The organism is Gluconacetobacter entanii (assembly GCF_013155425.1).
GTDB classification, from domain to species: Bacteria; Pseudomonadota; Alphaproteobacteria; order Acetobacterales; family Acetobacteraceae; genus Novacetimonas; species Novacetimonas entanii.
Genome location: NZ_JABJWD010000003.1, coordinates 105,129 through 130,831, shown reverse-complemented (window position 1 = coordinate 130,831; position 25,703 = coordinate 105,129). Strand labels below are relative to the sequence as shown.

Here is a 25,703-nt window from a genome sequence, read left to right as displayed (position 1 = left end):
TTTCTTTCGTCTGTGCCAGGGGAAAGGGGAATTACAGGGTGCCGATGACCTTCAGCCCCACCAGTTCGGCGTTCGGAATGTGGGAGGTTTCATCGGGGCGCATCATGTATTCGAACTCCGGCTGGATCAGGATGCCGGGATAGACCGGCACCCCGTAATAGGCTTCCAGCACGGCGGCATGGGTCTGTGGGCCGTTGACATGCGCACCCAGCGGCATGCCCGCATCCATGCGCAGCCGTTCACCCAGTTCGGTGCGTGGGCTTATGCGGTAATACGAATACATCACGCCAAAACGGTCATGGGGACGGTGGGGAATGATGCCCAGCAGGGAAGAGCCGATATAGAATTCGTCCGATATGACCGAAACATCGGGCGTATTGTGGATATATCCGCCAAGGATGTAGCCACCGGCCATCTGGTTCGCGCCGCCCTTGCGGTACAGCATCTGATCGGCTTCGAGGTAGAAGGTATCGCGCGCCTCGCCGGAATGGGGCCGGGCGGTGCCGACCGGGACGGAGCCAATATTGTCGGAATACCGCGTGGTATCGTGCGCAAAGCCCAGGACATAATGGCCCGCAAGCTTCCTGCGGCCGAAAAAGGGCTGCCACGTGAACTCCACCGGCAGCATGAGGCCCGTGCTTTTCTCCCCCCCCCAGGCCCAGCCACTGATATCCTCGTTCAGGGGACTGACACTGTAGGCGCCGACCTGCACGATGGTGTCGCGCGTGGGGCGCAGGCGCACCCTGCCACCCCATGTCGCCTTGGGATAGACGCTGAACCCCGCATCAAGCTTGATGGCGACGGGGGCGGAACAGGTCATCATGAAACTGCACAGCAGCGGCGACGTGGCAAAGACATGCGTCAGCGCCATGCGGCCGAACGCCAGGTCAACCGTGTTGTGCAGGAAGGATTTCTGCGCGTACATATCCGTCAGGTGCGCAACCGAATGGCCCGACAGGCTGTACACCTCCATCAGGCTGATATTGTAATCCCCCACGCGGTCGTGCGAGACCTCGCGCCCCACACGCTCCATCAGCAGTGTATGGATCGTCCACCCATCAAGACCGACCAGTTTCCCAAGGTCGAACTGCGTCTGCAGCGTCAGTTCATGGACATAGTCCATCCCTCGCGAAATGCCGCCCCCGACATCCGCCATCGACTCCCCCTTGTAGGTGAACTGGAATGTCATGCCCCTGCGCTGCAGGCGGGAACGGAAATCGCTGATTTCAGGCAGGATGTGGCCCGGTGCCTCCGACGATGCGTAATATCCGGCCGATAGGTCACGCACCCGCAATGCATCCTCGCGGTTGGTCAGGAGGATCGACAGGCCTTCGGTACGGAAGATGGTGTTGAGGCGCGTTGAAACCGATGCATGTTTTGCCGGGGTTTCGGGCGCGGGCGTACTTCCGGTCTTACTGTCCGCCGGTGCGGGCACCAAGGGTTGCTGTCCCGCAGGGGCGGGCTGCAAAAGAGGCTCGTCTGCAAAAGATGGTGTCAGTAACAGGAAACACAAACAGAATATAAACGATATGCTGATTGCGTATAATGCATATATACCATCAGTCGAGGCGCGCCTCCTTATTTCCATGAGGCAAAACATGACGCGGTTTTTAAAATTCAATCTTGCGAGTCAGCAAAACACGAAAACGGTATTGACGCCTTCGTTACCTAGAGAGTTTCAAAATCTCAGTGATACGTATTCTGGTATTGCCTTCAGGATAAATACTTGGGAACATGATGATAATTGTTATGATTTACCAGTGCCATGCCATGACGCCACATGGCACGGCGCTGGTCATTCATCGCGCATATGGAAAGCAGCCAGCATGACCTATACTGTCGGACGTTACCTCGGGGCGCGCCTTGCCCAGATCGGCCTCAAACATCATTTCGCGGTCGCGGGGGATTACAACCTCGTGCTGCTTGACCAGTTGCTTGCGACACCAGACCTGAAGCAGGTCTATTGCTGCAACGAACTGAACTGCGGTTTCAGCGCCGAAGGCTATGCCCGGGCCAACGGGGCAGGGGCCGCCGTGGTCACGTTCAGCGTCGGCGCACTGTCCGCACTCAATGCGATTGGCGGGGCCTATGCCGAAAACCTGCCGGTCATCCTGATTTCGGGCGCGCCGAATTCGAATGACATCGGCAGCGGCCACATCCTGCACCACACGATCGGCATGCCCGATTATGGATACCAGCTTGAAATCGCAAAGCGCCTGACATGTGCGGCAGTTTCCATCACCAGTGCGCAGGAGGCGCCGGTCCTGATCGACCATGCCATCCGCACGGCGCTGCGTGAGAAGAAACCCGCCTATATCGAAATTGCCTGCAATGTGTCCGCCGCCCCCTGTTCGCCGCCCGGGCCGGTCAGCGCGCTGCTGCGTGATGTTCCCAGCGATCCGGACACACTCGAAGCGGCGGTTGCGGCGTCGGTGGAATTCCTTGCGTCGCGCAAGAAGGTCTCGCTCCTGATCGGCAGCAAACTGCGTGCGGCGGGGGCGGAGGATGCGGCCCTGCAGTTGGGGAAAACCCTGTCATGCGCCGTGGCGACCATGGCGGCGGCCAAGAGTTTCTATCCCGAAAACGACCCGCATTACATCGGCACCTATTGGGGGGATGCCAGCAGCGCGGGCGTGCGGGAGATCATGGACTGGTCCGATGGGATTGTCGCGCTTGCACCGGTGTTCAACGATTATTCGACGGCCGGATGGACGGCATGGCCGCAGGGGGAAAATGTCCTGCTGGCCGAACCGCATCATGTGCATGTCAACGGACGCACGTTTGATGGCATTCACCTCAAGGACTATCTGGCGGCCCTGTCGCAGCGCCTGTCGGGCGAGATCACACGGCCCGACACGCTGAAGGAATTCCAGCGTGTGGTCCGTCCATCCGCCCCCGTTGCGGCCGCAGCCCCGGGCGACAGGCTGGTCCGTGCGGAAATGGCGCGACAGATCGCACAGTTGATTACGCCACAGACCACCATCGTGGCGGAGACCGGGGATTCCTGGTTCAATGCATTGCGCATGACCCTGCCCGAGGGGGCGCGCGTGGAACTGGAAATGCAGTGGGGGCATATTGGCTGGTCCGTGCCCGCGACATTCGGATATGCCGTTGCGTCACCGGAACGCCGGATCATTACAATGGTGGGGGACGGGTCCTTCCAACTGACGGCGCAGGAAGTCGCGCAGATGGTGCGCCTGAAGCTTCCCGTTATCATCTTCCTTGTAAATAACAGGGGATATACCATCGAGGTCGAAATTCATGATGGGCCGTATAACAACATCAAGAACTGGGATTATGCCGGACTGATGTCCGCCTTCAATGCAGAGGACGGAAAAGGCCTTGGCCTGCGCGCGACGACGGGGGGCGAACTGTCCGATGCGATTGCAAAGGCGCTGAAGAACCAGGATGGTCCCACCCTGATCGAATGTCAGATCGAGCGCGATGACTGCACCAGTGAACTGATTTCGTGGGGACGTCGCGTTGCCGCCGCCAATGCCCGCCCGCCGCGCAAGGCGGATTGAGACCCCGCGATCAGTGATACGGACAGGGAATGTCCGGATGCCGCCTTTCCTCCAAAGAGGCGGCATCTTTCAAAGCCTTTACGTTTCCGCAAGGGGGTGTCGTTGGCTTTCCCTATCGTGATGCGGGATGTCCTGCATGCGGTTCGGAGGACGCGATATCCTCGAAACGGATATTCTGCACGGGGTAATCCCGCCAGTCCTTGTAATCGAAATGCCACCATTCTTCGGGAAGTTGTGTAAAACCTTCCCGCGCCATGGCCTTGCGCAGGATCTCGCGGTTTTCGCGCTCGCTTTTCGTCCCGCCGGTATAGTCGGCATAGGCGCGCGGTGTCATTTCATCATACCCGCTGGGCATGGGGACGGCCTGCCCAGATTTCAGGTCATACAGCGTAAGGTCAACCGCGCATCCCCGGTTATGCATGGACCCGGCGGCGGGATCAGCCACGAACTGGTGCCTGTCGGGTGGCGTCGCATCCCAGAACAGTTTCGTGACGTACCACGGGCGATAGGCATCATAGACCAGCAGGCCATATCCCTGCGCATGCAGCGCTTTTTGCACGCGCACCAGGGCCTGCGCCGCCGGACGTTCCATGTAGGCATGGGATGAGGAATAGACCGGATAGCCGATGAAGTTCCGGTCCGTGGCGTAGCGTACGTCAAAATGAAAATCCGGCGACAGGCTGGCAAGATCGACAAGATCCGGCTTCTTTTCCTGCGCGGTGGGGGCAGGGGGCGTGGCCTTCAGTGCCTGCTCCATCAGTTCCGGCACGGGTCTGCTGGGGGTGATGTGGAATATGGCGGGTGCGGGGGCCTGCGCTGCATTCGCTGCCTGCAGGACGGAATAGAACGATATCGTAACAAGGCAGGCCGATCGGAACATCTGTCGGGATTTCCTGTGCAGGATCATGCGGGAGGTAGGAAAATGATTGGAATGTAGGAAAGAATATCTGTCAAGCAGCCTCTGGCGGGCAGGGTTGCGCCCGGTTGCCGACATGCCCGCAGGGGCATGATGGTTGCGTCACGGCGGATCCCTTGCCACACTTTGCCCCCTCATGGGCTGCCGCGGCCTTCGCGGTGGCCATCCACCCGTTTTCAAGCGATGGATTCTTGGATGAAGAAAAGAGAACTTGGCCGTACCGGCATCCTGGTCAGTGAAATCTGCCTTGGGACAATGACATTCGGGCAACAGAATACCGAGGCACAGGGGCATGCGCAGCTTGACCTGGCGCTGGATCATGGCATCAATTTCATTGATACGGCCGAGCTGTATTCCATCCCGCCACGTGCTGAAACCTATGGGGCGACGGAAACGATTGTCGGAAGCTGGCTTCGGGCACGTGGGGGTCGCGACCGGGTGGTCATCGCCAGCAAGGTCGTCGGACGCAGCAACATGCCATGGTTCCGTCCCGGCGGCGAGGAAACCCGCCTGACCCCCCGGCAGATCCGCTACGCGATAGAAGGGTCGCTCCGTCGTCTGGGAACCGATTATATCGATCTTTACCAGATGCACTGGCCGGACCGTCGCATCGGCCTGTTCGGGGCGGGCGGGACAACCTTTGACGCGAAAGTGGAGGCAGACGAGGTTCCGATTGCCGAAACGCTTGGCGTGCTGGGGGATCTGGTCAATGAGGGCAAGATCCGCCATGTCGGTGTCTCGAACGAGACCCCATGGGGGGTTTCGCAATATCTGGACTGTGCGAAAACCGGCGCGCCACGGGTGGCGTCGATCCAGAATGCGTATAACCTGCTCAATCGCACCTTTGAAATGGGGCTGGCTGAAATCGCCATGCGGGAGAAGGTCGGCCTGCTGGCCTATTCGCCGCTGGCGCAGGGGTATCTTACCGGGAAATACCTTGATGGCGCACGACCGGCGGGTGCGCGCACGACGCTGTTCAATCGTGGCCAGCGTTATGAAAAACCCGGTGTTGACGTTGCGATCCGCGCCTATCTCGACCTTGCCCGCGCAAAAGGGATCGACCCGGTCCAGATGGCCATTGCCTTTGTCACGTCACGGCCGTTTGTCACGTCCAATATCATTGGCGCCACCAGCATCGAACAGCTTGCGACCATCCTGGGATCGGTCAATGTGGAGATCACCCCGGAACTGGAGGCAGAAATCAACGCAATCCACCAGATCCATTCCAATCCCGCGCCCTGATCCCTATCTCCGGGCGCAAGGCGAAGCCCGGCATGCTGACTGCCGGGCTTCGCGGCTTTCGCCTGTCATTCAAAAAAGATAAGGGCCGTGGACAGGGCGAACGCGGTTGCAAGCAGGGCCGGGCCGAGAATATCCCAACGGCCCAGGCCACGTGTTCGTGGAACGGTGCCACGGACGGTACGATGCAGATACATGGACATTGAAACCTCCCTGACTTGGGAAAAGGATTTCAGGATCATGAAGCTTCACGCAGCCTAGAGCAGCGTGAGCGCCACCCACAGGAGCAGTGTAAGCACCACAATGCCAATCCCGAGGAAATCCATGGCATTGCGACCGGAACGTACGCCCGGCCCGATCGGTTGGCGGTAATGTGTTCCCATTCTCATGGCAACCTCCCTGCCGGAACGCACATTGCGCCGGCACACCGGACATGGGCAGGGTGGTATCGGGAAAAAAGAGGGGGCAGGGGGTCAGGACCGCATGGTGCGGATCACAAAACAGCTACTGCCTATCGCGTTGCCATATTCCTGCGGAACAGGGCCCATTCCTCCATCTCGGTCCCATCAGGCAGGTGGCAGATCCCGACCGTTCCGCCTGCCGTGTTCCGCAGCTCCAGCCGCCCCCCGATCCTGATGCAGTGGGCGGAAGCCGGGTTGGGCATGCCGATGGACCGGTCGGAGGATGTGTCATGATCCGCCATGCGGGCAGGCCCCCTGTGGCGCGCGCATCCGCCCAGAACCAGAATAAGGAGAACGGCCATGAGGCCGGGAAACAGTTTCATGGACACCTGCCTGTCACAAGGAGGGGCGAGCCTGCGCATGATGACGTCATATTCCGCCGCATCACGCATGGGCGGGAACAGTCAGACACGCCATTGCGTGTTCATGCAGGATCTGACAGGCCTGGGCGGCATCACTGGCGGCAAATCCGACGAAGCGGGCACGGTAGAGGATGCCGCTGGCAGCGGCGACCGGCATCACGACCGCAGCAGGGGATACATGTCCGGTCCCGATGATCCGTCGCGTCGTGTCAAGGGCCTGCCGTGCCTCCATATCCGTTGAAAATGCCCCGATCTGCACCGCCCACTGTCCCGTCTGGGCAGGTGTATAGCTGACGGCATGGACCATGCTCCCCCCGGCCGGGGCTGCTTCCGGCAGGGGGCCGCTATCGGCAATCGCGACGGTGCCGGTTGCCATGGACGGCCCATCGGTTGCACGGTCATCATGCGGCGTGTCCTGATCCATCAGGCAGGGCGCGGCAGGGTCATAGGCGGCATCGGCATTGCGCAGGCATCCATCCGCCGTGCGTGACAGAGAATCCGCCGTCCTGACAGGTATCGCGGCGGCGGGCGGAACATACGCGGCATCCGGGTTCACGCTGTCCGCACGCGCCAGCAGCGTGGGGGAGGAGGCGGGAGACGCGCCAATCCCGAGGTTGGGCGTGATTGCCGCGACATACTGTACCGTCTCATCAGGCAGGGGATCGCCATTATTGCGCCATTGATCCACCCTGCCGGGACCGGCGTTATAGGCCGCCAGAAAGTCCGGCGCGCCAAAACGGTCATATAGCTGCCGGATATAGGCCGATCCCGCCATGATATTGTCATGCGGGTCATACGGATCCCCCCCAAGGCCGTATTGAGCCTGCATTTCGGCATAGGTTTCAGGCATCAGCTGCATCAGGCCCATTGCGCCCGCGCTGGATGTCGTCAGTTGCCCGTCCATATATTGCTGGCCGCCGGATTCCTGCTGCATGACGGCGCGGATCCATGTTTCCGGCACGGAAAACTGGCGGGCGGCCTGCTGGATATATGGTCCCCATGGATCATCCGCCGTTCCCGGCGCATGATAGATGCGCTGCCCCCCGGCCACCGATGTCCGTATTGCAGACGGGGAGGTGGTGCATGCCCCCAGCCCCAGCATCATTCCCAGCATCAGGGCAGCCGGCAGTCCCATACGGTCATTCAGCATTGGCGCATGTCTCGTCATCCTGTGGGGCTGCGATCCGGTACGGCGCAGTCCGGCCCTCTCCTAATATCCGCGCTCCGCGTTGTAGAGAAGGGCAGGCGTTCCGCCCCGCTCGATTTCGTGAATGACCTGCACCATATAGGCCGCCTGTTCCGCGCGGGAGGCTTCGGAGGCGGCATGGGGGCTGATCGTAACGGCGGGATGGTCCCACAGCGCGGAATCGGGGGACAGCGGCTCTTCACGAAAGACATCCAGCACCGCACCGGAAAGGTGCCCGCGCCCAAGTGCCGCAAGCAGGGCGTCCTCGCACACCTGCTCCCCCCGGCCGACATTCACCAGCGCCGCGCCGCGCGGCAGGCGCGACAGCAGATCCGCATCGATCATGTCGCGGGTCCGCGGGGTGTTGGGCAGGAGGGAGACAAGGATATCAGCCCCGGAGAGGAAATCCGCCAGTTCCGCCTGCCCGGCAAACGACCGGACACCTGCCAGTTCCCGCCGCCGACGTGACCATCCACGCACCTGGAAACCGAAATCGCGCAGTCGTCGCGCCACCTGTGTCCCCAGATGCCCCATTCCCATGATCCCGACGGTGGTCGTGGCGGCCGTGCGGGTCACCAGTTTGCGGTGGAAGATCCTGCGTTCCTGCTGCCATGCCCATGTCCGGGTTTCACGCAACAGCGAAAGGCACGCCCATGTCACATATTCTTCCATCAGGGCGGCTGTTTCCTGCCCCCCCATGCGCACAAGCGGGACGTCATGTGGCCAGTGCGGGTCCGCCAGCAGATGATCCACCCCCGCACCGACACATAATATCGCGCATAGATTGGCAAAACGGGCGGCAAGCCCATGCTCCGGCTGCCAGACCAGCAGATATTCCACGTTCTGGGGGGTCTGGAGCGCGTCTTCCCACCAGATGACATCCAGATCAGGGGCAAGGGTGGAAAATGCACGCTTCCAGCTTGGGAAATCAGCATGTTTTCCTTCAGCAACCGCCAATGTCACCATGTCGGGCAGGAACCTCCCGTCAGATGTGTCAGGTCCATCGGGGCGAACGGGGCGGACTGCCGAAGGACGCCGTGTCCTGCTGAAGGAACGCAGCGTCCCATCCCGAACCCTTCATGGAACGATGGATGCAGTGCAGGCTGCAGGGACAGGAAAGGGAGGCAACCGGCCTGCCGGGGAGAGGGATCTGTCATGCACAGGCATGTACGCGAAAACCCCGCGACGTCACAAGCATGCCCGTAGCCATCGGGTTGGAAACAGCCATCCGGTCCGTTCCCGCGTTCCTGTGGCGGGTTCCATATGACCTCCCATTCCGGCCGGAAGGCGCAGTCACGTCATATCGGCCCCGACATCATTCCAAGGAGAGTAGAGATGACCACAACCGCCCCCCTGCAATTTGTCAGCCTTCTGGGCAGCCTGCGCAAGGCTTCGTTCAACGCGGCGGTGGCGCGCGCCCTGCCGGGGATCGCGCCGGAAGGGGTTGGCGTAACACCGCTGGGTTCCATCGGCGATTTCCCCCATTACAGCCAGGACGTGCAGGAGGAGGGCTTTCCCGCCGCCGTCACCGCAATGGCCCAACAGATCGCAGCGGCGGATGCCGTGGTGATCGTGACGCCGGAATATAATTATTCCGTCCCCGGTGTCCTGAAAAATGCGATCGACTGGCTATCCCGCGTGTCCCCGCAACCGCTGGCCGAAAAACCTGTGGCGATCATCACGGCCTCGCCGGGCATGATCGGTGGCGCGCGGGCACAGTACCACCTGCGCCAGAGTCTTGTTTTCCTTGACGCCTATGTACTGAACCGGCCCGAAGCAATGATCGGGCAGGTGATGGGAAAGGTCGATGCCCGGACGCTGGAACTTGTGGATGCCGCCACGCGGGAGTTCCTGCGTGGCCAGCTTGGTGCGCTGGCGGCACTCGTGCGCAGGGTGTCGCCACGCACGACGGCCTGACATCACGATGAAAGTCCATGGCCTGCAACATGGCGGCCCATGGACCCCATCATGAAATCGGTTCGCGGACTTCGGTAACCCCGCGTTTCTTCAGGATCGCCACGGCAAGGAGGTAGACCGCAAGCCCCCCCAGCGACAGAAGGGCGCCCCCCATGCCAAGGGAGCCATATCCGTAATGCCACGCCAGCAGCTCGCTGCCGAGCGAAGCCCCGAGCGCATTGGCGATGTTGAATGCCGAATGGTTGAGCGAGGCGGCAAGCGTCTGCGCATCCCCGGCAAAATCCATCAGTCGCGTCTGCAGGGCGGGACCCAGCGCATTGACGAAGGCGGGGATGAGGAAGACATCCAGCATCAGGCCGGCCGTATTGTGCAGCAGGGCAGGAAAGACCACCATGGCGACCACGCTGCCCGCCAGCGCGAGGATCGCCGCAAGGTCAAGATTCCGATCCACGATCCATGCGCCAACATTCGCACCCGCCAGCATGCCCAGTCCCCAGATGACCATGAATATCATGACCAGCCATTCGGACACATGCGTCACGTCCTGCAGGACACTGGTCAGGTAGGTATAGATCGCGAACATGCCGCCAAACCCGATGGCCGCCGTCAGCAGCGTCAGAAGGACCTGCATATTGTTCAGCGCCGTGACCTCCCGCAGGGGAGAATTCGAACGGTTGGGCCGGTCGGCGGGAATATAGCGCCAGACCCCAAGGAACACGACAAAGCCCAGAATGGCGATCATCAGGTAGGCCACCCGCCAGCCCATGTGATCGGCGGCGAAGGTCGAAAATGGCGCACCGATCAGTGTCGCGATGGCAATGCCCGACAGGATGCGCCCGACCGCCCATCCCCGGCGGGAGCGTTCAACCATGGAGGCGGCAACCAGCGCGGAAATCCCGAACAGCGCGCCATGGGGCAGGCCGGTGATGAAGCGTGCGACCTCCACCAGTCCGGGACTGGGCATGACGATACTCAGGATATTGCCGAAGCAGAAAAGCAGCAGCAGCAGCAAAAGCAGTTCACGCCGCGACAGGCGCGCGCCCAGAATGGTGATCAGCGGCGCGCCAACCACCACACCAAGCGCATAGGCGGTGATGGCATACCCGGCATCCGCAGGTGAAAGCCCGAGCGACGTCGCGAATTCCGGCAGCATTCCCATGATGGAAAACTCTCCGGTGCCAACGACGAAGGTGCCGAATGTCAGCGTAAGCAGCGCCGCCGTTCTTCCATGGGGGGAAACGACAATTCCGTTGCTGCCCTGTGGCGGTGCGGTTTCAGTAGTCATGAGGGTTCCCTGGCAATGGCCATTCAGGCCGTTAGGGTATCTGCCGCGGCACGGGCGATGTCGATGTCGTCCTGCGTGGCCGCGCCGGAGACACCGATCCCGCCCAGCAGCGTGCCATCCGCCGCCTTCAGCACCACGCCGCCGCCAAAGCTGGTCAGGCCGCCATTGGTGTTCTCCAGCGTATAGGCGCCAGCGTCGGGATGGGCCACTTTGGCGAAATCCGCGCTGTCCATCTGGAACAGTACCGCCGTGCGCGCCTTCTTGTTGCTGACATCTATGACGCCAAGCGGCGCGCCGTCCATGCGTACGAAGGCCACGGGCCATGCGGCCGCATCGACGATGGAAATGCAGACGCTGACGCCACGCTTCTGCGCCTCGGCCAGTGCGGTATCCAGTATCAGTTTAGCAGAAGACAGTTTCATCATGCCCATGACCGCTGTTGTGAATAAAAAATGCACAATAGCCGCCCCCTTCGACGTGGGAACCTGCCGGATACCATAAAATCCGTTTATTCAGCATTGTTGAACGGCGATACATTCGGCGTGCCGCATCATCATCCAGGCCATGCGCGTCAGCCTGGGACGGGGAAACTGTGCCGCGGACCCCGTCAGGCAGATGCTGGCCCGTACCTCGCCATTTTCGCGCCACGGGATGGCGACACCGTTCAGGCCGGACTGGTAGGCCTCGAGGTCCAGCGCATAGCCCCGCGTCCTGACGGCCTCGATCTGGGTGCGGATATCCTCGTCCAGTGCGTTGGCGCGGGTGGCCAGCACGCGCTTGCCCAGTCCCGGGACAAAGGCAAGGAACACCAGTCCCACGGCCGATCCCTCGAGCCGTTCGCGGCGGCGGATCCCCGATGTGACCATCGCCGGGTTCGCAACGTCCACGATGTCAAGGTAGGTGGCCTCGTCCCCGCTGGGCACCGCAAGCCATGCGGTCGCGCCACTTTCACGGGCAATGGCGTCGAGCATTGGCCGCAGGCGCGCGCGCAGCGTATTGTCGTCGCCCGCAATGCGCGCAAGATTCAGGATGCGTCCCCCAAGATGGTAGCGCACGTCGCCCGCCCGGCGCTGCACATAGCCAAGCTGGTCCAGTGTCTGGAGGATATTGTGTACCGTGGTCTTGCCGATCCCGGCAATGCTTGCGATCCGCTGGAGCCTTGCCGCGCCGCCTTCCTGGGCGATAATTTCCAGGATGGCGGCGGAGCGTTCGATGGACTGGATCAGTTTCGGCGTGTTTTCCACGGTGTATTCCCCGCCATCCGGCGCAGATCGAGACGTGTGGCACAGCGGAACATACCCGGATTTCGCGGTCAATTCCGGGCCCGGCGCATCCCCACAAAGTTATGACAGGCGGCATGGGGCCGATTACCCTAGGATAGGCAGTCAGGCCAGATGGAAAAACGGAGTTTGCTTGTCCATGTTGCTCAATACGATTGAACTGGGTCCGGAAAATGGTGACCTTTCACGGCCTCCTGTCGTTTTCCTGCATGGCCTGTTCGGGCGTGGGCGCAATTTCGGGTTTTTCCAGCGACGTATCGCGGCCACGCGGCGGACGCTGGCGCTTGACCTGCGCAACCATGGGCAAAGCCCCCATGGGATGATGGACTATCCCACGCTTGCCGCCGATGTGCATGAGACACTGTCGGCCCACGATGCGCTGCCTGCCACGATTGTGGGCCATTCGATGGGGGGGAAGACGGCGATGATGCTGGCCCTGTCGTTCCCCGCGGACGTACATTCCCTGCTGGTTGCCGATATCGCCCCGGCGCAGGGTGGGCTGGCACAGTCGCAGCACCTGGCTGCGAAGATGGCCGACCTGCCGCTGCCTGATTTTCTGGACCGGGCCGGGGCGGATGCGCTGCTGGCCCATGATATCGCGGAAAAGCCGGTGCGTGACCTGATGATGATGAACCTTGATCTGGGGGGACATCCGCACTGGAATATCGGCATTCACGAAATCGCCCGGTCCATGCCCGCGATCGTCGGATGGCCGACACTGGCGGCAGGCATACATTATGATGGCCCGACGCTGTTTATCGCCGGCGGGCAGTCACGATATATCCAGCCGGCCAGCTATCCCATGATGCGAAAACTCTTTCCCCATTACCAACTAGAGATCATACCCAACGCCGGTCACTGGGTGCATGCGCAGGCCCCAGCGGAATTCCTGCACCTGATGCAGCAGTTTCTGGAAGCGGCGTAGGGAAGGGAAGGCCTGGCGGAATGTGCGTTGCGGTGATGGCGGGTACGGCACCGTCATCTCCGCAGCATCCATAATCGGGCTTTGATATTATCGCACATGACCGTTTTTCCATGCAGGCGGTCATGGTGCATACAGGTCGGATGCGACAGTACAGCGGCAGGCAAGACAGTCATTGCATGTCTTTACATTGCCGGATATGTCGCCTGCCGCTTCGTATGAATACACGGGTGTCCCCGCCATGGACATCCCGGAAAATCAGGCCGTTTCCGCGAAAGCCGATATGATCGGGCGCCCGTCCCTGATCCAACGTCCATGACGCAAGGGGACGCCGGGAGATTGCACGACATGGCCCTGTCGGTCCTGAACTTGATGGACGGACGCAGGCCCCGGCCATTTCCTGCCATGGGGAAAAGCGCTGCAAAATGCAGTTGACATTACAGGATAATGAAAAACGGCTTCCCTGACCATAATCTTGGGGCAGGGATAATATTTCAAAATATAGATTTCAAATTATGTCAGAATCCATGGTGGTCAAGCGTACCAGATTGGTTCTGTCATGTAATTTTTGTGCAAAATAAAGTAACAGGGCGTTGCCTGGGGCTCGATTTTATCCGGACGTGTGATAGGTTTTTTCTGTCTCCGGAACATTTCTTTCCGGATTTCATTCCAGCAAGAGATCGCCATATCACATGAGTACTGACAGCCCCACGTCGGAATGTTCGGTAAATCCACGACACAGGGTTTCTCAGTCCGCATTGCCCCAGACCCTGTTTCATTCCCTGACGCGCAGGATGGGCTTTCAGCTTCCTTCGGACTTTCATGAATGGGCGGCGGATCATGGGCTCTATATTCCCCATGGGCGCAAGCGTCGGGCACGGATGCAACTGATCGCGCAGCGTGGCGTGCTGTTCATCCATGTGCCCAAAAATGCGGGGACCTCGATTGCGACGGCGCTTTATGGTCGTCCCATGCTGCATGAAACAATGCATTTCTTTGCCACGACCGCACCGGCGGCCCTTCGCAGGCTGCCCAGTGTCGCCATCATGCGCGATCCTGTCGCGCGTTTCGTGTCTTCCTACTGTTACGCCCGGGCGGGCGGAGGACGGCACCGGCAGGTCGTTGACACCTTTCGCGAACGCTACATGAATTTCCGTTCGGTGGACGATGCGCTCGATCATGTCGAAAATGCCCGTTCGGTCTATGACATGGACCATATTTTCCGTCCGCAGTCCTGGTATGTAAATGACCGCTCGGATCGTCTTCTGGTGGATCATCTGGTTCCCATGCAGGCTGTCACGAACCTGCACAGGATCCTGCCGGCATTCCGCGACGTGCCCATCCGGCATCTGAATGAAAGCACCAGTCAGGACGTTGCCCTGACAGCACGCCAGACGGCACGCATCCATGCGCTATACCGGCAGGATGCTGTCCTTTATGACCGCAGCGTCAAAGAGGCCGACAGGTTCCGATAGGAACTGTCCACGTCCTGCCGCAAAACGACCGGTATCCGCAGGTATGCCCACACCGTCCCGCATGGGCGGTGCAAAGCGTGGTGAGGCAGCAGCGTCGGGATGATGCTTCCCCGGTCATGCCGAAAGTTGCTGCCGGATTGTCTCAGGAATAAGACAGTCTGGTTTTCCAACCACAAAACTCTGTGAATAAATCATGATATCGCGCGGCGTTTCTTCAGATTTTCATGCTGAAGAGTGATGCGCTCGCTTGTGGTAGAGGGAAAGTTCTGTCTGGCCACGTCTATACGGCGGACCTCAACCTCGGGCTGGTCTATGTCCCCACTACTGGGGCGGCACGCGTCGTCCGCGACCATCGCGCTGGACATCGTGACGGGAGAGCACCTGCCCGCAGGCGGCCGGTCAGGCAACGCCGATGTCGTATGAAATAAATGGAAAGCAATATGTCGTGATTGCCACAAGCGGTCATGGTGAACTGAGCGCGCGAAGTGGTGATTACATCATCGCCTATACACTCGACGGTGTGCAGGATAAAAATAAATAAACAACAATAACCTGCTCGGGTGCCGGGCATCATTCCCGCGACCGTGCTGCATCATGGAAACGTCCCCATGCATCATACAGAAAGGTCGGCATGGCCCCGTGCCATGCTCCGTTACGCACTGATGTCCGTCGTTATCTTCGGCGCGCGCTCCGCAAGGGCCGCCGACGTTACCCTCGGGATCATCGGTCCGCATGAATATGACCTTCCGGTTGATTTCAAGCCATTCAATGTGCTCGTGCAATATGGCGACGGGAATGCGGCCGGCAGTTCCTATAACAGCGACGGACAACGGCATGCCAATGGCGGCAGCCATACATGGGCGGGCATGACGAAATACGTGCATTTCCGCAGTTTCGCCGCCATCCCGCATGTAGGGTTCGCATTCGAACTGATCCAGACGGAAAGCTACAGCCTGGCGAATGGCACCAATTACGGCGGGCTTGGCCCCACGATTGTCGGTCCTGCCGCATGGTTCAAGCCCAACAGGCACAGTACTTTCGGCATCCAGACCTTCATGCAGACCGCAGTGGGCACGCGCGATGCGACATCGCCCAATTACTGGTCAAACATTTCCAGCTTCATCTTCGATTATGAATGGAAACATTTCAGCTTCGACGGGGATGCCGGAACGGTCGCCGGGGCGGCAAAACACCAGAAGGGACAGCATAGCTATAACCCCGGTGTCGTATTCTACACCAACCTGCGTTTCAGTTGGAAGGCGACGCATCTGTTCGAGCCGTTCCTTGCCCTTGACTGGCAGAACGTCAAGGGAACGTATGACAATACCGCACGACAGTATCTGGATGATTCCAACAGCCGTGAAATCACGCTTGGCGCCGGGGTGATGTTCAATATTTCGCAGCACCTATCCTTTACCACCCGCTACTCCCATTCCGTGGACGGGCGCAATGTTCCCGAAAGCAATGCCTATTACGTCAAATTCGTCTATCTATGGTAAATGAAGGGTCCTGCGCTGGCATCCGTCATTCCCGTAATGGCGTGGGCATGGTTCGTCTTTTCCATATCCTGTGACATTTATTTCCATCCATGGTGCAATCCGGCAGCCACGTCGCGCCAGCAGGCAATGACACCCGTATCTCGGCAAGTTGATACAGGATTGATGGAAAATATGAGACAAGTGCCTCCATGCCTATAATGGAAGGCGGGATATTCCATGAGCAAATGGACCTGTACAGGAAAATCACGCTTTTATACCCATGCATCGCGCATGACCTGATGTACAGGCCATGAACCAAGATCCGCATGGCCTGTGAAAGGCGCAGGGGCCCCATCGTCCCGAAGCAGTTGCTGCGAATGTCGAGCACGAGCAAGGTCGCCAAATCCTGACAGCACTGTGCCTCGTCCCACAATATGGACCCGCCGCAGGGATAGAGGACCGATGTCCTGTCCGGGGCGGAATTCCGACATGTTGCTGTCTGTTTCACAAATCTTCTGAAAACCGACATACCTGAAATGCGCCGCCTGTTCGGCCTTGTGCGAGGGGTGGGCCTGATGATCCTACGGACCGATCGGGACGCCATCATTCTGGTCCGTAATACTGATGACGCATGTCTCAGGCTGGAACTGCGCGAAGGCGCGATCTGGAGCGAGATTACCGCCGGAACCAGCGGGATCGGTACCGGCGCGCAGGATTGCCCCCTGTTTCTGGGGGGGGAATGGGAGTAGATGCGATCGTCCTCCCTTTGCCGTCCCGGTCACTGGCGTATATCGTGGACCGTCCGGTAATGGACTACGAATAATTGACCACGGGGGCAGAAAATATGACATGGGTTCCTGACACACACCGTTATGAACAGGCCGGTTTCCGGCGTTGCGGCCGTTCCGGGCTTGATCTGCCGCCGATCTCCCTAGGGTTATGGCAGAATTTCGGTGGGGTCGATGTGTTCGAAACGGGCCGTGCGGTCATCCGCCGGGCATTCGACCGTGGGGTCACGCATTTCGATCTGGCGAACAATTACGGCCCGCCCTATGGCTCCGCCGAAGAAAATTTCGGCGAGATCCTGAAAAAGGATTTCGCCGCCCATCGTGACGAGATGGTCATCTCCTCCAAGGCGGGATGGGACATGTGGCCCGGCCCTTACGGGGTGGGGGGATCGCGCAAATACCTGTTGGCCTCGCTGGATCAGAGCCTGCGTCGCATGGGCCTTGATTACGTCGATATCTTCTATTCCCACCGTCCGTCGCCCGATACCCCGCTTGAGGAGACAATGGGCGCGCTGGTGCAGATGGTGCGTCAGGGCAAGGCGCTGTATGTCGGCATTTCCTCCTACGGCCCGGAACGCACGCGTGAGGCTGCGGCAATCCTGAAGGCGCAAGGCGTGCCGCTGCTGATCCACCAGCCATCATATTCCCTGCTGAACCGGTGGGTGGAGGTCTCGCTGCTCGACACGCTGGCGGAACTTGGCGTGGGATGCATCGCCTTTTCGCCGCTGGCGCAGGGGCTGCTGACGGACAAATACCTCCACGGCGTTCCCGATCAGTCCCGCGCGACAAAAGGCACCTCCTTCAGTCCCGGGATGCTGGGGGAGGAAAACCTTGCCCATGTACGGGCGCTCAATGACCTTGCGGCGCAACGGGGACAGAGTCTGGCGCAGATGGCCATTGCGTGGGTGCTGCGTGACCCGCGGGTGACATCCGCGCTGATCGGCGCGCGTACCGTGGCGCAACTGGACAATTCGCTTGATGCGCTGAAGAACCTGCATTTCACCACGGATGAACTGAACCGGATCGACCAGTACGCCCGGGACGGAAAGATCGACCTGTGGCGCAGTGTCAGCGCCCTCTGACCCGCGATGACGGTGCGGTGGCCCCATCCCTGTTCCATAATCACGCCCGTACTGTAAAACGTTACGGGGACGTCAGGACACCTGCGGCCCTGCCTTGTATATCACGGGACTTACGACTGCATGCTTTCAAACATACTTGCCGCGATGCTGCCACTCATCTTGGTGTTTTCCCTTGGTTACCGGGCAGGCTGGCATAAGGATTTCGATGGGGAGCAGGTCTCCACCCTCAACCGGATGGTCATGCTGTATGCGTTCCCGCTGAACCTGTTCGTGGGCATCACCAGGACGCCACGCGCAATCCTGGCGCAGCAGGTGCCCCTTGCGGCCTGTGTCTTCCTGCTGATGTGCGGCAGTTTTGTCGTGGCCTATCTGATGTCGCGGCATGTGTTCCGGCGTGATGCGTCGGGTGCGACGCTGCAGGGACTGGCGATTGGCGCGCCGTCCGTCCCCTTCATCGGTTCGGCCATGCTGCCGCCACTGATCGGGCATAGCAGCGCCACCGTCGCCATTTCGGCCGCGGTGTTTGCCATGGTGCTGGTGCAGACACCGCTCTGTTTCATGCTGCTGGCAAAGAATGCAAGTGCGGGGATCGCGGCCCCGCCGGGGATCCGCAGGCAGATCATCTCCTCGCTGGAGGAACCGATCGTCTGGGCGCCGATCGCGGCGACGATGCTGGTGGTGATGGATATGCATCTTCCCGGGACGCTGCTGGACTCGCTCGGCCTGCTTGGCAATGCGGCGGCGGGTGTGGCGCTGTTTGCGTCGGGGATCGTGCTGTTTGCACAGCGTGTATCCATCACATTGCCCGTCGTCATGACGGTGGCCGCGCGCAACATCCTCGTGCCTGCGGTCTCGTGGGGGATCATGGTGCTGATCGGCATGTCACACGAGACGATCCGTGCGGCGGTGCTCGCGCTGTCCATTCCGGTTGGCACCGTGATGGTGATCCTGGCCGTCCGCTTCAGGGTTGATGAGCGTGAGGCCGCATCGACCCTGTTCCTCAGCGCGGTCCTGTCGGTCCTGACGATGACGTTCTTCATCGCCTGCACGGAATGAGGCCCGTATCATCGCCGGCGTCATTGTAAAGTTTTCGCGCCTACTGATACCCCGCCGCCTGCAGTGCAAACAGTTCGGCATAGCGTCCGCCATGGGCCAGCAGTTCGTCATGCGTGCCGGATTCCAGCACCTGCCCATGTTCCAGCACCACGATGCGGTCCGCAGTCCGCACGGTCGAAAAACGGTGGGAAATCACCAGCGCGGCCTTGCCATGGCGCAGGGCGCGCATGCGTTCAAAGACATCGGCCTCCGCCCGCGCATCAAGCGCGGATGTCGGTTCATCAAGGATCAGCAGGTCGGCATCGCGCATATAGGCGCGTGAAATGGCGATCTTCTGCCACTCCCCACCGGACAGGTCGCGTCCTTTCGCCACCCGCTTGCCAAGGGGCTGGTCGTATCCCAGCGGCAGTTTTTCAACCACCCCATCGGCCAGTCCTTCGCGCGCGGCGGCCGTGATCCGCGCGGAATCCGACAGTGCCCCGATACGCCCGACGGCGATGTTTTCCGCCGCCGTCAGGCTGTAGCGGACAAAATCCTGAAAAATGACCCCGATATGGGCACGCAGGTCATCAAGGTCCATGTCGCGCAACGACACGCCATCGACCGTGATCTCTCCCTCATCGGGATCGTACAGGCGCGTCAGCAGCTTGACGATGGTCGTCTTGCCCGCGCCATTTTCCCCCACCAGCGCCACAGTTTCCCCCGCCGCGATGCGCAGGTCCAGATGCCGCAGCGCCCAGCGGTCCGTGCCCGGATACCGGAACCCGACATCGCGAAAGCGGATTTCATGGCGGATCGGCGATGGAAACGGGCGTGTCGCAACCGGGGACATGATGACCGGGCGCAGGTCGAGAAAGGCGAAGAAATCATCAAGATACTGCGCCTGTCCCGCTGTCTGCGTAATGCCGAGCAGCAGACTGGACAGCAGGCCATGCAGCCGCAGGAACGATCCCGATAGGAACGTGAGGTCCCCGACCGAGAACTGCCCGCGCACCGTGTCATGCACGATCACGACATAGACACCGTAATAGGTCACGGACCCGATGGCGGCGAACAGGCTGCTCCACCCAAAACGGCGCACGGCAAGCCTGCGGTTCTGTTCAAGGACGGTGGCCGCCGCCGCGCGGAAACGCCCCACGAGGAAACCGCCCAGCCCGAACAGCTTGATTTCCTTGGCATGTTCCGCACTGGCCCCGATGCTGCGCAGATATTCCATTTCCCGCCGTTCCGCGGTTTTCGCCCGCATCAGGCGATAGGCCTCGGCATTGAAGCGGGCCTCCCCGGCGGCAGCGGGCAGCAGGCCGACAATCAGGATCAGGACCATCCACGGGGCAAAGGCGACAACGCCGATGACCAGCGTGATGGCCGTCAGCGCCGTCTGGCCGATATTGAACAGTTGCACCAGCAGGTTGTTGCGCCCCGATGCCTGCCGGCGGGCACGTTCCAGCAGGTCCTGCAGTTCGCTGGATTCAAACTGCGCAAGGTCCAGCGTCGCCGCATGTTCCATCAGCGCAATACTGACGGCGTTGATATAGCGTTCGTTCAGCAGGCCATCGACAAGGGCCACCGCACGCGATGTCAGGTCCGACAGGATGATCAGCCCGAATTCCACCGCCAGCCAGAGTTCCAGATGATCCGCCCCCGCACGGTCCCGTGCATGTCCGCCGAGATGTATGACCCCATCGACAATCAGTTTCGCGACATAAAGTGCGAGCGGTGGCTGGATCGCCTGTATCAGGCGCAGTCCCATGCTGGCCAGTGTCAGGGCAGGGCTGCATTGCCACAACTGCCGGAACATGCGCGGAAGGTGGCCGTACACCCCGAAACGCCGCGACAGCCATGTGCGCCATGATGGACCTGCATCGGACCGATGCGTTCGGGAGGCAGACTTATCAGGCAAGACCGGTTTTCCATGAACGTGACAGAAAGGACGGGCCGCATGACCGTCCGGGGCAGGGGGTGAGGGAAGGGGAAGGCATTATTCCCGCGCATCGGTGATTGTGGGGTAATCCGCCACCGGACGACAGCCATCGGGCGTGTTTTCGCGCAGGAAACGGGCGAATGCGCGGAATGCGTCCTCCCTCGGGTCTGATGCGCGCCAGACAAGGCCGATGGTGCGTTGCGCATCCGCAAGGGGCGTGGTGGTGATCAGGTCCTCCCACTCCCCGCGATGATGCAGGGCAAGGCGGGGAATCAGCGAATATCCTTCGCCCGCGCCGATCATGTGCCACAGCATTTCCAGACTGGTGGCAAGGCGCTGTCGGTCGTGATGCGCAGGCATGCCGCACAGGGCCAGCGCCTGATCGCGCAGGCAATGTCCTTCTTCAAGCAGCAGCAGGTCCGGCCCGTCAAGGTCGCCCATCGCAAGCGTCTGGCGGTGCGCAAGCGGGTGGCTGGCGGGAAAGGCGGCGACAAAAGGCTCTTCAAAAATTGGTGCGTAATGGAGGGCTTCATGACTGACCGGCAGGGCGGCGAAGACAAGGTCAAGTTCGTCATGACGCAGCATCCGCAGCATGGGAAGTGTCTGGCTGTCGGTTAGTTGCAGCCTGAGTTGCGGATAGGCATGGCGCAGCAGCGGCAGCAGGCTTGGCACGTAATAGGGGCCCAGCGTGGCGATGACACCAATGCGCAGCATGCCTTCGAGCGGGCCTGCCTGCACGCGCGCGGCCTCGATCATGGCGCGGGCGGCGGCAATCACCTCGCGCCCCAGCGCGATCAGGCGCGCGCCCTGCGGGGTGGGGGCGACATGGCGGCGGGTGCGTTCGAACAGGACCACGCCAAGCAGGGTTTCAAGCTTGCGCACCTGCTCCGACAGGCCACCCTGGCTGACGCCACAGCGTTCCGCCGCACGGGAGAAGTTGCGCAGGTCGTCCACCGCGACAACATATTCAATGTCCCGCAGCGACAGGCCGGAAAGGGGAATATAGCTCATGTGTATAGGTATAACGGATTCCTGAGGAGGGATTGAAAGGTTCTGCCTATCAGAGCTATCAGAACAAACAGTTTCCGCGTCATCCGTGTTCGTGGGACAACATGACCTGTCATCAACTGACAAGCGAAAGCGAGGAGCATTTCACATGGCACGCATCAATTCGCCCCTGAAGCCTTTCAAGGCCGACGCCTTCCACAATGGCAAGTTCATCACGGTGACCGATGCCGATGTTAAGGGCAAATGGTCCGTTTTCTTCTTCTATCCGGCCGACTTCACGTTCGTCTGCCCGACGGAACTTGAGGACCTGGCCGACAACTATGCCGCGTTCCAGAAGCTTGGTGTGGAAATCTACTCGGTCTCGACCGACAAGCATTTCACGCACAAGGCATGGCATGACACCTCGCCGGCCATCAGCAAGATCAAGTACGTGATGATCGGTGACCCGACCGGGCATCTCGCACGCAATTTCGATGTGCTGATCGAGGACGCCGGCCTTGCCGAGCGTGGCACCTTCCTGATCGATCCGGAAGGCAGGATCCAGTATATCGAAATCACGGCAGGCGGCGTCGGCCGCAGCGCGAGCGAACTCCTCGGCAAGATCGAGGCCGCGCAGTATGTCGCCTCCCACCCGGGCGAAGTGTGCCCCGCGAAGTGGAAGGAAGGCAGCGCGACCCTGACCCCGTCGCTGGATCTCGTCGGCAAGATCTGATCGCAGGTCCGTGGTCCGGCCCCTTTGCGGGTCGGGCCACCGTACCCACCTTTTCGGAAAAAGCGGAGTTCTTTCCCATGTTGCAGGACACCATCAAGGCGCAACTCAAGGGGTATCTGGCGACCCTGGTCCATCCGGTCGTGCTGGAGGCCTCGCTCGATGACAGCGCCCCATCGCGTGAGATGCATGAACTGCTGCACGAGGTCGCCGCCCTTTCCGACAAGGTGCAGGTGTCGGAGCAGGGCGTGGCCACACGCCGTCCCTCCTTCGTCATCCGTCGGGCCGATGCCACCGGGCAAGGCATGGCGGGCGTGACCTTTGCGGCCATCCCGATGGGCCATGAATTCACGTCCTTCGTGCTGGCGTTGCTGCAGGTTGGTGGACATGCGCCGAAATTTTCGGATGACGTGATCGCGCAGATCCGCGCCCTGCCGGGAAAATACGCGTTCGAGACCTACGTCTCGCTGTCATGCCAGAACTGCCCCGACGTGGTGCAGGCGCTCAATGCCATGAGCGTGCTTAATCCCAACATCCACAACACCACCATTGACGGCGCACTGTTCCAGGACGAGGTGGCGGCGCGCAACATCATGTCCGTGCCGCAGGTCTACCTCAATGGCGAGCCGTTCGAGACCGGGCGCGCGGATGTGGAGCAGATCCTTGCGAAGCTGGATGCGGACGCGCCCCGGCGCATGGCGGAGACGCTGAAAAATGTCGCGCCCTTTGACGTACTCATCATTGGCGGCGGTCCGGCGGGGGCTTCTGCCGCCGTCTATGCCGCGCGCAAGGGCGTGCGCACCGGCATCGTGGTGGAACGCTTTGGCGGGCAGGTGATGGATACGGACGGGATCGAGAATTTCATCTCGGTCAAGGAAACCGACGGCCCGAAACTGTCCGCAGCGCTCGAGGCCCATGTCCGGCAGTATGATGTCGATGTGATCTCCTCGCAGCGTGCGCAGGAACTGTTCCCCGCGGCACAACCGGGCGGCCTGCATGGCGTGGCGCTGGAAAGCGGGGCGATCCTGCATGCCCGCACGGTCATCATCGCCACGGGCGCGCACTGGCGTCACCTCGGCGTGCCGGGGGAGGAGGAATATCGCAACAGGGGCGTGGCCTACTGCCCGCATTGCGATGGTCCGTTCTACAAGGGCAAGCGCGTTGCGGTGGCGGGCGGGGGCAATAGTGGCGTCGAAGCCGCGATCGACCTTGCCGGGATTGTCGCGCATGTCACGCTGCTGCAGCGCGGATCGCACCTGAAGGCCGACAAGGTACTGCAGGACAAGCTGTACAGCATGCCCAACGTCACGGTCCTGACAGAGGCGCTGACCACCCGGATCGAAGGCAACGGGAAAAATGTCACCGGCCTGACCTATCGCGGGGGGGATGGCGCGGATCACCATCTGGATCTGGAAGGGGTGTTCGTGCAGATCGGCCTGCTGCCCAATACCGGATGGCTGAAAGGCACCGTAAAGCTGAGCGATTTTGGCGAGATCGTCGTCAATGACCATGGCGCGACGTCCATTCCGGGCATCTTTGCGGCCGGGGATGCCACGACAACGCCGTACAAGCAGATCGTCATCGCCATCGGTGATGGTGCAAAGGCCGCGCTTTCGGCCTTTGATTACCTGATCCGCGTCCCTGCCGCCGGGGAAAAGCATGTCGCTGCCCTGGAAACCGCGGCAAAGTAATCAAAAATCTTCACCAGACGCCGCCTTCTTTCACGAAGGCGGCGTTTATGCATTCAGCCCTGAAGCCGGGTCACAAGCAACTGGTTGATGCGGAATCCTTCGACATCGACCACTTCGAAGCGGAAGCGCGCCGTGTCCACCCGGTCGGCCTTGCGCGCCATGCGGCGCAGGCGGTGCATGACAAAGCCGCCGATGGTGTCAAAGGGACCGGCTTCGTCAAGGTCCGTGGCGTCGAGTTCACGGCGCACATCCTCGATCGAGGCCGCACCGTCGATCAGCCATGAATTGGCATCACGCCGGACGATCAACTGCTCCTCGAACGGGTTTGCGACCCCTCCCATCAGGGCGCCCATGATGTCCTTGAACGTGATCAGGCCCACCACAAGCCCGTATTCGTTCACGACAAGGGCAAAGCCGACCCCATGTGTGTCGAACTGCGCCAGGGTGTCCCACAGGTTGATCGTCTCTGGCACTGACAGGACATCGCGCCGCACCCCGAAATCCACCCTGTCGTCAGGAGAGGCCACGCCGGGGGCCGGGACACGGTCCACCACGGCGGCCAGCACGTCTTCCGCCCGGATGGACCCCACCACGTTGTCGAGGCCGCCATTGCACAGGGGGTAGCGGGAATAGGGCTTGGCGCGGACCTTGGCCTTCTGCTCCTCCAGGCTTTCCTGCAGGTCGAGGAACACGATCTCGTCACGCGGCGTCATGGCCGATGTGATGGAACGGTCCTGCAGTCCCAGCACGTTCTGGATCATCTGGTGTTCCTGCTCCAGCAGGACGCCCGATGCGGTGCCTGCGGCAAGGATCGCGCGCAGGTCCTCCGGGGTGACGGGCTCGACCGCAGATGCGGCGGGGATTTTCATCGCCCGCAGGATCGCATCCGACATCTTGGAAAACACCCAGACAAGGGGATAGAGCAGTTTCAGCGCCATGGCCGGGAACCACCCGACCGCAAGGGCGACCTTGTCCGGGGCGTTCATCGCGACGCGCTTGGGGATCAGGTCGGCAAACAGCACGAACATGCCGGTCACGAGGAAGAAGCCCACCGTTGCGGCCAGGGTCTGGGCCGTGGCTTCGCCCAGGTGCCATGCCATGAACCCCTGCGTCAGGGACGGGGCGAGCATTTCCGAACTGATGATCCCGCCCAGTACCCCCACACCGTTGAGGCATATCTGCAGGACCGTCATGACCTGCCCGCTATTGCGGCGCAGGCGCAGGAAGGCGGTGGCGCGTTCATCGCCCGCATCCGCGCGTGAGCGAAGCCGGACATCACGCGCGGCCGCGAACGATATTTCCGAAAGTGAAATAAAAATATTGAGTGCGACCAGAAGAACAAGAGAAATCAGGCCGGATAGAAACAGAATCACAAGGGCACCTGTTAAGAGACAACGCCCTCA

At 60.9% G+C, this 25,703-nt stretch carries 24 protein-coding genes; 11 read left to right on the top strand and 13 right to left on the bottom strand.

The genetic code is table 11. The annotated features are described in order from the left end of the window. Positions 1-31: 31 nt before the first annotated feature. Complete coding sequence (locus tag HNH97_RS00605) at positions 32-1,435, bottom strand: carbohydrate porin (RefSeq protein WP_265176142.1); 1,404 nt, start codon at positions 1,433-1,435, stop codon at positions 32-34. A gap of 391 nt (positions 1,436-1,826) precedes the next feature. Between HNH97_RS00605 and HNH97_RS00600 the strand changes: the two genes are divergently transcribed. Then, positions 1,827-3,524 carry an alpha-keto acid decarboxylase family protein gene (locus HNH97_RS00600; RefSeq protein ID WP_171789474.1) on the top strand — a complete coding sequence of 566 codons (1,698 nt, stop codon included), beginning with the start codon at positions 1,827-1,829 and terminating at the stop codon, positions 3,522-3,524. Positions 3,525-3,636: 112 nt separating this feature from the next. Here HNH97_RS00600 and HNH97_RS00595 read toward each other — a convergent pair whose 3' ends face one another. Further along, complete coding sequence (locus HNH97_RS00595) at positions 3,637-4,404, bottom strand: M15 family metallopeptidase (RefSeq protein ID WP_171789473.1); 768 nt, start codon at positions 4,402-4,404, stop codon at positions 3,637-3,639. Positions 4,405-4,635: 231 nt separating this feature from the next. On the opposite strand from HNH97_RS00595, the gene HNH97_RS00590 reads away from it, so the two are divergent. Beyond that, positions 4,636-5,682 (top strand): aldo/keto reductase, encoded by a 1,047-nt coding sequence (locus HNH97_RS00590; protein ID WP_171789472.1) that lies wholly within the window; start codon positions 4,636-4,638, stop codon positions 5,680-5,682. A 65-nt stretch (positions 5,683-5,747) separates the two neighbouring features. On the opposite strand, the gene HNH97_RS00585 is transcribed toward HNH97_RS00590, so the two are convergent. From HNH97_RS00585 to HNH97_RS00570, 5 genes are all read right to left on the bottom strand, one after another. After that, on the bottom strand, positions 5,748-5,921 hold the full coding sequence (locus HNH97_RS00585) for a hypothetical protein (protein ID WP_167400356.1): 174 nt from the start codon (positions 5,919-5,921) through the stop codon (positions 5,748-5,750). 15 nt (positions 5,922-5,936) lie between these two features. Then, positions 5,937-6,068, bottom strand: a complete 132-nt coding sequence (locus HNH97_RS18120) for a hypothetical protein (RefSeq protein WP_261310337.1) — start codon at positions 6,066-6,068, stop codon at positions 5,937-5,939. A 122-nt stretch (positions 6,069-6,190) separates the two neighbouring features. Beyond that, the gene (locus HNH97_RS00580) at positions 6,191-6,463 is read right to left on the bottom strand and encodes a putative hemolysin (RefSeq protein WP_244949159.1); all 273 of its coding nucleotides are present in this window, start codon (positions 6,461-6,463) and stop codon (positions 6,191-6,193) included. Positions 6,464-6,524: 61 nt separating this feature from the next. Further along, positions 6,525-7,652 (bottom strand): lytic transglycosylase domain-containing protein, encoded by a 1,128-nt coding sequence (locus HNH97_RS00575; protein WP_171789471.1) that lies wholly within the window; start codon positions 7,650-7,652, stop codon positions 6,525-6,527. Positions 7,653-7,712: 60 nt separating this feature from the next. Beyond that, positions 7,713-8,654 (bottom strand): 2-hydroxyacid dehydrogenase, encoded by a 942-nt coding sequence (locus tag HNH97_RS00570; protein WP_171789470.1) that lies wholly within the window; start codon positions 8,652-8,654, stop codon positions 7,713-7,715. A 369-nt stretch (positions 8,655-9,023) separates the two neighbouring features. Here HNH97_RS00570 and HNH97_RS00565 point away from each other — a divergent pair, with 369 nt between their 5' ends. Beyond that, positions 9,024-9,605, top strand: coding sequence for an NADPH-dependent FMN reductase (locus HNH97_RS00565; protein ID WP_171789469.1), 582 nt, complete (start codon positions 9,024-9,026; stop codon positions 9,603-9,605). A gap of 49 nt (positions 9,606-9,654) precedes the next feature. Here the strand turns inward: HNH97_RS00565 and HNH97_RS00560 are convergent, their stop codons facing one another. From HNH97_RS00560 to HNH97_RS00550, 3 genes are all read right to left on the bottom strand, one after another. Then, entirely contained in the window at positions 9,655-10,890 is a 1,236-nt protein-coding gene (locus tag HNH97_RS00560; RefSeq protein ID WP_171789468.1) for an MFS transporter, read from the bottom strand. Between the two features lie 23 nt (positions 10,891-10,913). After that, the gene (locus tag HNH97_RS00555; RefSeq protein ID WP_171789617.1) at positions 10,914-11,312 is read right to left on the bottom strand and encodes a GlcG/HbpS family heme-binding protein; all 399 of its coding nucleotides are present in this window, start codon (positions 11,310-11,312) and stop codon (positions 10,914-10,916) included. Between the two features lie 90 nt (positions 11,313-11,402). Further along, the gene (locus HNH97_RS00550) at positions 11,403-12,206 is read right to left on the bottom strand and encodes an IclR family transcriptional regulator (RefSeq protein WP_244182258.1); all 804 of its coding nucleotides are present in this window, start codon (positions 12,204-12,206) and stop codon (positions 11,403-11,405) included. Positions 12,207-12,309: 103 nt separating this feature from the next. Between HNH97_RS00550 and HNH97_RS00545 the strand changes: the two genes are divergently transcribed. The 6 genes from HNH97_RS00545 (at position 12,310) to HNH97_RS00520 (ending at position 18,971) form a co-directional block, all read left to right on the top strand. Continuing rightward, a complete protein-coding gene (locus HNH97_RS00545) occupies positions 12,310-13,095 on the top strand; it encodes an alpha/beta fold hydrolase (protein ID WP_171789467.1) in 786 nt (261 codons plus the stop codon). 689 nt (positions 13,096-13,784) lie between these two features. Next, positions 13,785-14,567, top strand: coding sequence for a sulfotransferase family protein (locus HNH97_RS00540; protein ID WP_244949158.1), 783 nt, complete (start codon positions 13,785-13,787; stop codon positions 14,565-14,567). Positions 14,568-15,211: 644 nt separating this feature from the next. Continuing rightward, positions 15,212-16,066: a transporter gene (locus tag HNH97_RS00535; RefSeq protein ID WP_390669621.1), complete on the top strand. Its 855-nt coding sequence runs from the start codon at positions 15,212-15,214 to the stop codon at positions 16,064-16,066. 554 nt (positions 16,067-16,620) lie between these two features. Then, complete coding sequence (locus tag HNH97_RS00530) at positions 16,621-16,794, top strand: hypothetical protein (RefSeq protein ID WP_171789465.1); 174 nt, start codon at positions 16,621-16,623, stop codon at positions 16,792-16,794. A 95-nt stretch (positions 16,795-16,889) separates the two neighbouring features. Next, entirely contained in the window at positions 16,890-17,915 is a 1,026-nt protein-coding gene (gene mgrA, locus HNH97_RS00525) for an L-glyceraldehyde 3-phosphate reductase (protein WP_171789464.1), read from the top strand. Between the two features lie 120 nt (positions 17,916-18,035). Further along, complete coding sequence (locus HNH97_RS00520) at positions 18,036-18,971, top strand: AEC family transporter (protein ID WP_171789463.1); 936 nt, start codon at positions 18,036-18,038, stop codon at positions 18,969-18,971. 40 nt (positions 18,972-19,011) lie between these two features. On the opposite strand, the gene HNH97_RS00515 is transcribed toward HNH97_RS00520, so the two are convergent. Together HNH97_RS00515 and HNH97_RS00510 are read right to left on the bottom strand one after the other, a co-directional pair. After that, complete coding sequence (locus HNH97_RS00515; RefSeq protein ID WP_171789462.1) at positions 19,012-20,871, bottom strand: ABC transporter ATP-binding protein; 1,860 nt, start codon at positions 20,869-20,871, stop codon at positions 19,012-19,014. Positions 20,872-20,949: 78 nt separating this feature from the next. Beyond that, a complete protein-coding gene (locus HNH97_RS00510; protein WP_171789461.1) occupies positions 20,950-21,903 on the bottom strand; it encodes a hydrogen peroxide-inducible genes activator in 954 nt (317 codons plus the stop codon). A gap of 145 nt (positions 21,904-22,048) precedes the next feature. On the opposite strand from HNH97_RS00510, the gene ahpC reads away from it, so the two are divergent. Both ahpC and ahpF read left to right on the top strand, forming a co-directional pair. Then, on the top strand, positions 22,049-22,612 hold the full coding sequence (ahpC, locus tag HNH97_RS00505) for an alkyl hydroperoxide reductase subunit C (RefSeq protein ID WP_110913971.1): 564 nt from the start codon (positions 22,049-22,051) through the stop codon (positions 22,610-22,612). A gap of 77 nt (positions 22,613-22,689) precedes the next feature. Next, positions 22,690-24,300 (top strand): alkyl hydroperoxide reductase subunit F, encoded by a 1,611-nt coding sequence (ahpF, locus tag HNH97_RS00500; RefSeq protein ID WP_171789460.1) that lies wholly within the window; start codon positions 22,690-22,692, stop codon positions 24,298-24,300. Positions 24,301-24,353: 53 nt separating this feature from the next. Here ahpF and HNH97_RS00495 read toward each other — a convergent pair whose 3' ends face one another. Next, a complete protein-coding gene (locus tag HNH97_RS00495; RefSeq protein WP_171789459.1) occupies positions 24,354-25,673 on the bottom strand; it encodes a hemolysin family protein in 1,320 nt (439 codons plus the stop codon). Positions 25,674-25,703: the final 30 nt, after the last annotated feature.